Annotated in this window: 8 protein-coding genes; 3 read left to right on the top strand and 5 right to left on the bottom strand. The window is 71.8% G+C overall.

Translation table 11 applies throughout. The features are described 5' to 3' along the window. Positions 1-46 precede the first annotated feature (46 nt). A complete protein-coding gene (locus FNQ90_RS11450; protein ID WP_182606270.1) occupies positions 47-457 on the top strand; it encodes a RidA family protein in 411 nt (136 codons plus the stop codon). Between the two features lie 18 nt (positions 458-475). Here the strand turns inward: FNQ90_RS11450 and FNQ90_RS11445 are convergent, their stop codons facing one another. After that, positions 476-1,246, bottom strand: a complete 771-nt coding sequence (locus FNQ90_RS11445; protein ID WP_323379893.1) for a phosphotransferase enzyme family protein — start codon at positions 1,244-1,246, stop codon at positions 476-478. Between the two features lie 189 nt (positions 1,247-1,435). Between FNQ90_RS11445 and FNQ90_RS11440 the strand changes: the two genes are divergently transcribed. Continuing rightward, a complete protein-coding gene (locus FNQ90_RS11440; protein ID WP_228471048.1) occupies positions 1,436-1,882 on the top strand; it encodes a DUF6228 family protein in 447 nt (148 codons plus the stop codon). A gap of 293 nt (positions 1,883-2,175) precedes the next feature. On the opposite strand, the gene FNQ90_RS11435 is transcribed toward FNQ90_RS11440, so the two are convergent. Continuing rightward, a complete protein-coding gene (locus tag FNQ90_RS11435) occupies positions 2,176-2,487 on the bottom strand; it encodes a VOC family protein (RefSeq protein ID WP_182606273.1) in 312 nt (103 codons plus the stop codon). Between FNQ90_RS11435 and FNQ90_RS11430 the strand changes: the two genes are divergently transcribed. Continuing rightward, positions 2,410-3,498: an MFS transporter gene (locus FNQ90_RS11430; protein WP_323379892.1), complete on the top strand. Its 1,089-nt coding sequence runs from the start codon at positions 2,410-2,412 to the stop codon at positions 3,496-3,498. The two genes, FNQ90_RS11435 and FNQ90_RS11430, sit on opposite strands and share 78 nt — an antisense overlap. 122 nt (positions 3,499-3,620) lie before the next feature. On the opposite strand, the gene FNQ90_RS11425 is transcribed toward FNQ90_RS11430, so the two are convergent. From FNQ90_RS11425 to FNQ90_RS11415, 3 genes are all read right to left on the bottom strand, one after another. After that, on the bottom strand, positions 3,621-3,788 hold the full coding sequence (locus FNQ90_RS11425) for a hydrophobic protein (RefSeq protein ID WP_143616956.1): 168 nt from the start codon (positions 3,786-3,788) through the stop codon (positions 3,621-3,623). Positions 3,789-3,910: 122 nt separating this feature from the next. After that, positions 3,911-4,735, bottom strand: coding sequence for an RNA polymerase sigma-70 factor (locus FNQ90_RS11420; RefSeq protein ID WP_182606271.1), 825 nt, complete (start codon positions 4,733-4,735; stop codon positions 3,911-3,913). A 47-nt stretch (positions 4,736-4,782) separates the two neighbouring features. Further along, on the bottom strand, positions 4,783-5,398 hold a 616-nt coding region (locus tag FNQ90_RS11415), incomplete at its 5' end, for a carboxymuconolactone decarboxylase family protein (RefSeq protein WP_323379890.1).

Below are 5,398 nucleotides of genomic sequence, written 5' to 3'. Positions count from 1 at the left end.
CCATCCCCCAACCCCTCGACAAGCCGATGAAGGGACCGACCAGACCGTGGTCCGTGCCGTGAAGCTGATCCGAGCCAACGCCCTGTCCGATGTCGCCGAGTACGCCTACGCCGCCACCGCCCCGCCCGAGGCCCGGCTCGTCTTCCTCGCCGGTGCCTGCCCGCTGAACGAGGACGGCTCGACGGCCGCCGTCGGGGACTACGCCGGTCAGGCCGCGAAGGCCGTGGAGAACATGCGGGTGGCGCTGGAGGCGGCCGGCGCCTCGTTGGAGGACGTCATCAGCACCCGGGTGCTCGTCGCCTCCAACCGACAGGAGGACCTGGTGGCCGCTTGGGAGGTCGTGCGGGACGCCTTCGGCGACCACGACGTGCCCAGCACCCTGATGGGCGTCACCGTCCTCGGCTACGACGACCAGCTCGTGGAGATCGAGGGCATCGCCGCCGTCCTCGACTCCTGACCGCCGCCGGGTGGACGTTCAGTCGAGGAGGGACCGGAGCCACCGGGCCTCGTGCCGCTCGGTCCATTCGGCGTCGTTCCACCACACCTGGCCGTGGCCCTCCCGCCACAGGCGCGCCCACGGCTGTTCGCCGAGCGCGGCGCGCTCCCGCAGGAAGTCGTGCATCGAACGGGCCCGGCGGGCCAACCCCGGAACCAGAGCGCGGCGTTCGGTCTCGTCGAGGCCGTAGGCGTCGATCAGCGTCCGCAACCGGTGGTCGGGGCCCGTGCCGCGCTCGCGCAGGGCGGCATCGGCGGAGAGCGGGACGAAGCCGTGGGCGGCGTAGGCGAGGTCCCACAGGCGGGTGCCGGGGGCGGCGGCGTCCCAGTCGATGAACGTCCAGGCCGCGTCGCCGTCGGCCACGAGATTCCACGGCGCGAGGTCGTGGTGGGCGATGATCTCCGGTTCGCCCTCGGCGGGGATGAGCCGTTGCCAGCGGGCGTCGGGCGGGGGCGTGAAGTCACGCACGGCGTCGTGGAAGGCGCGGATGAGTCGGCCGATCCGGGTCAGGCGCTCCGGCGGGTCGAGGAGGGCGAACCGGTCGGGCCACACGGGCTCGCCGGGAGCGAAGGTCAGCACCTCCCGTCCCCGCTCGTCGATGCCGAGCGGGCGCGGCACGGCGGTGAAGCCGACGGCGTGCAGGTGGTGGAGAAGGGCGTGCACGGCCGGTGTCCACGGCCCGGCGGGACGGCGAACGGTGTCCCCGACGCGCACCACGCCCGCGCTGACGTTCCCGCCGGTGAGCGGCACCTCCGGGGGATCACTCCGTGACATGCCGCCAGTCTGGCCGACGGCGGACAAGGGGCGCGACGGGTTTTCGGGGCGGAGCGGGGTGGTTGACGGCGGACATACGGAGCCGACCGCCCCGTGGGGATTCCCACGGCCCGATCACCGAAAAACGGCTGTCCTCCACACCTCGGCGGCTTCTACGCTGCCCGAATGCTTACGGACGACCCAGACGGTAGCCCGATCCTGAAGGTGGGGAGCCTCGACTCCCCCTCGGCCGCCCTCACCCTCTCCCGGCCCGTGCGCCCTTTCGATGATGAGCTCATGCTCGACTTCCTGGTCACCGCCCGGGGCGAGTGGGGTCGGGTGGAGACCGCGGTCAGCGTCTGGGTCACGGATGGGCTCGGCGACTTCCTCGCCTCCCTCTCCGAGGACTTCCGGGGCTGGAAGGGTTCCCGGGTATGGAAGTCGCCGGACCACTCGCTGCGTGTCTCGGCGGAACACCGCTCCCGGGGCCGCGTCCACCTGACGTGGACGCTGTCCGGAACGGACATCGAGCGCCCGTGGGACTTCTCCTGCACCACCGTTCACCCGGCCGGCGAGGACATGCGCCACCTGGCCGCCGATGTCCGGGATTTTCTAAGGGTAGCCACCGAGTGAGATGTTGCCGAGGAAACGGGCTTTCACATCCGGAGTTGAGCTGCCCCTGCGGGTGAGGTGGGAAAGTGGATGCCCCACCCACTGCGGCGACGTGAAGCCTGCGGTCGGACAGTTCTCACCACGGGTCCGTCCGCCGAGCCGGATGCTTCACGTCTCAAACCACTCCGCACAACGACGGCGAGCGCGTCGGTACTTCCTCCTCGCCCCGTAGGGGCTCATCGCGAAAGCAGCCCCCGCGTCCGGTGGCGGTGCCTGTTCTCCATGTCCGGGATGCCGCCCCGCGCTGTCCGCCATCAATGCCGAACGAGGCAGAACCGGTGGCCCGCCGGGTCCGCGAAGACGCGCCAACTCCGCTGTTCGTCGCTCTCATCGAGCAGTGAGGCGCCCAGAGCGAGGACCTCCTCCTGCGCCCGGTCCAGGTCCGCCACCTCCGGATCGAGGTGGAACTGCTGGGGCCGAGCGGGGTCCGCCCACCGGGGTGGCCGATGGTTCTCCACCCGTTGGAAGGCCAACACGAGCCCCTCGGGGTGGACTCGATCTGGGCGCTGTACGCGGTGGCGCTGGGCCTGGGCACGGCGGAGACGGTGTACGACACCGCCGCGCAGTCGATCCTGCCGCGCGTGGTGCGACGGGACCAGCTCAGCCGGGCCAACGGGCGCCTGTACGCGGTGGAGTTGAGCGCCAACGAGTTCGTCGGGCCGCCGTTGTCCGGGTTCCTCGTGGCGGCCGGGGTGATCGCCGCCTTCGCGGCGCCGGGGGTCTTGTGGCTGGTCGCGGTGGTGGTGCTGTGGCCGATGCGGGGATCTTTCCGGGCCGGGACGGCGGACCCCGGGGCGGGAGCGAAGCCGGAACCGGAGCCGGGTCGGGCCGGCGACGGGCGGCGGACCGTACGGAAGCGGCGGATCGCGACGGTGGGCACGGAGATCGCCGAGGGGCTGCGCTTCGCGTGGGGGAACCGGCTGTTGCGCACGTTCGCCATGATGACCGGCGGGTTCAACCTGGCGTCCAGCGCGGTGATGGCGATCATCGTGCTGTTCGCGGTGGGGCCGGGGTCCCCGATGGGGCTCTCGGAGCCGGCGTTCGGTGTGCTGCTGGCGACGATGGCGGGCGGCAGCGTGGTCGGCTCGTTCCTGGTGGAGGGGATGGAACGGCGGTTCGGCCGGGTGGTGCTGATCTTCGGCAGTGTGCTCACCGGCGCGCTGATGGTCGGCACCCCGGCGCTGACCACGAACCCGTTCCTCATCGGGGCGGCGTTCGTCCTGGGCGGCGTGGGGGTCGTGGCGTCGAACGTCGTCATGGTCTCGCTGCGGCAGCGGATCACCCCGGACCGGTTGCCGGGGCGGGTCAACAGCGCCTATCGGCTGGTGGCGTGGGGCACCCGGCCGTTGGGCGCGCTGCTCGGCGGGCTGGTGGCGGAGGTGTGGGGGCTGCGCGCGGTGTTCGCGGTGGCGGCCGTGGTGATGCTGTCCCTGCTCACCGGGATGACGGTGGTCCGGGGGCGGGCGATGGAGGACGCGGAGCGGGAGGCGGCCGAGCGGGAGGAATCGAACGACGGGCCGGGGACACCGGAGCAGGTCGATCCCGCATCCTCCGAAACCCATCACACACAGTCATAACAGCAGGTCGTGCCCGGTGTGGCTAAAAGCCACACCGGGCACGACCTGCGGAAACGCGGAACGGCGGCTCCCACCGATCGGTGGGGCCGCCGTTGCGCTCCGGGGGCCGCTTCAGCGGCCCGTCACCATCGATACCACGTACCACGCCCGCCGGTGGAGTTGGTGCTCCGCAGAACGAAGCCGAGAGCCCACACGACCAAGGCGATCACGGCCACCCACCACAGTGCCTCGAGCAAGAAGCCGCCACCGAACAGGAGCAGCACGAGGAGCAGAACGATCAGCCAAGGCATTTTGTCTTCTTTCTCCCGGTTGTCTTCTTCCTGCGTAATCGCCGCCTACCCGGTCATGCTCCTGTCACTCACCCGGATTCCGGAATTTTTCCGTTGCCGGGAACTTTTCGCTCCCACCCCTCTCACCAGGGGGTTCGTGCCACGTGTCGCAGTTTCTCCGGGTTTCGGAGCAGGTGGAGCGCGGTGATCCGCCCCTCCTCGACCTCCATGGCGGCGACGGTGTCCACCTCACCCGAGATCGTCATCAGCAAACCGGGACGGCCACCGACCAGGACCGGGTGCACGGCCGCGTCCGCTTCCCGGCGGGCGACGCCGAGCAGCCAGCGGGCGACCCGATCGGCACCGTGGATCGGGCGCAGCGCGGCACTCCTCCGGCCCCCACCATCGCTCCAGAGCGTCACGTCCGGGGCGAGCATCCGCAGCATCGCGTCCATGTCCCCGCCCAGGCAGGCCGCGAGGAACTCCTCGGTCACCCGGCGGCGCTCGGCCGGATCGGTCTCCCGGCGCGGCCGGCGGGCCTCCACGTGCGCCCGGGCCCGGCGGGCCACCTGCCGCACCGCCGCCTCCGAACGCCCCAGCATCCGCGCGATCTCCGCGTGCGGGTAGCCGAACGCCTCGCGCAGCACGAACACCGCGCGCTCCAGCGGCCCGAGGGTCTCCAACACCACCAGCAGGGCCCAGGAGACCTCGTCCGCCCGCTCGGCCTCCTCGGCCGCGTCGGGGACGGTCACCATCGGCTCGGGCAGCCACGGCCCCGGATAGCTCTCACGGCGGACGGCCGCCGAGTCGAGTCGGTTGAGGGAGAGATTGGTGACGATCCGGGCCAGGTAGGAGGAGGGCACCGCCACCGGTTCGGTCACGGCGTTCCAGCGGATCCACGCCTCCTGGAGGATGTCCTCGGCGTCCGCGACGCTGCCGAGCATCCGGTAGGCGATGCCGAAGAGCATGCCCCGGCGTTCCTCGAACGCGGCGGTGGGGTCCGTGACGGGGCCGCTCACGGCGTCTCCTCGGGGTTCGGGCCGCGCCGGACGGGCAGCGGCGGGACGGCGCAGTCGGCCGAGAAACCCTGCGAGGTGAGGCCGAGCGCCAGGTAGGTGCGGGAGCGGAGGTTCTCCAGCGAGATCATCGCGGTCAGCTCCACCAGGGCCCGCTCCCCCAGTTCGTCGCGGAGCGCGGCGACCAGGCCGTCGCCGACCCGTGGCGGAGTCTCGCACATCGCCTCGGCGTATTCGAGGACCAGCGTCTCGCGGTGGGAGAAGAGCCGACGGTGTTCCCGCCACACCGGGACGTGCCGGATCTTCTCCATGGGCAGGCCGAGGCGTTCGGCGTGCCAGTGGCCGAAGTCCAGGCACCAGGAGCAGTTGATCCGGACGGCGGCGGCCATCACGGCGAGGTGCTTCAGCGCGGGGTCCAGGGAGTTCCACCGCTGCGCGCCGGTCTCCAGTCGGTAGAGGGTGCGCAGGACCCGGGGGTGTCGGCCGACGGCGGACACCGGGGCGAGCACCCGGCCGAAGCGCAGGCGGGTGAGGAGGGAGGCCAGGCTCAGCGTCGGGGAGGGGCGGCGCACCGGCGGCAGCCGGCCGGGGGCGGTGCCCGCTGCGGGGGCGTCC

The sequence above is a fragment of the Streptomyces alkaliphilus genome (assembly GCF_014141535.1).
In the GTDB taxonomy this organism is placed as follows: Bacteria; Actinomycetota; Actinomycetes; order Streptomycetales; family Streptomycetaceae; genus Streptomyces; species Streptomyces alkaliphilus.
The sequence above is the reverse complement of the archived record's forward strand: the minus strand, read 5'-3'. Positions and strand labels throughout refer to the sequence as shown.

What these genes read in the sequence shown, in the direction of transcription:
- FNQ90_RS11425 (WP_143616956.1), bottom strand. Translation starts at nt 3,788, where the DNA reads ATGCCTTGGCTGATCGTTCTGCTCCTCGTGCTGCTCCTGTTCGGTGGC.
- FNQ90_RS11440 (WP_228471048.1), top strand. Translation starts at nt 1,436, where the DNA reads ATGCTTACGGACGACCCAGACGGTAGCCCGATCCTGAAGGTGGGGAGC.
- FNQ90_RS11420 (WP_182606271.1), bottom strand. Translation starts at nt 4,735, where the DNA reads ATGCTCTTCGGCATCGCCTACCGGATGCTCGGCAGCGTCGCGGACGCC.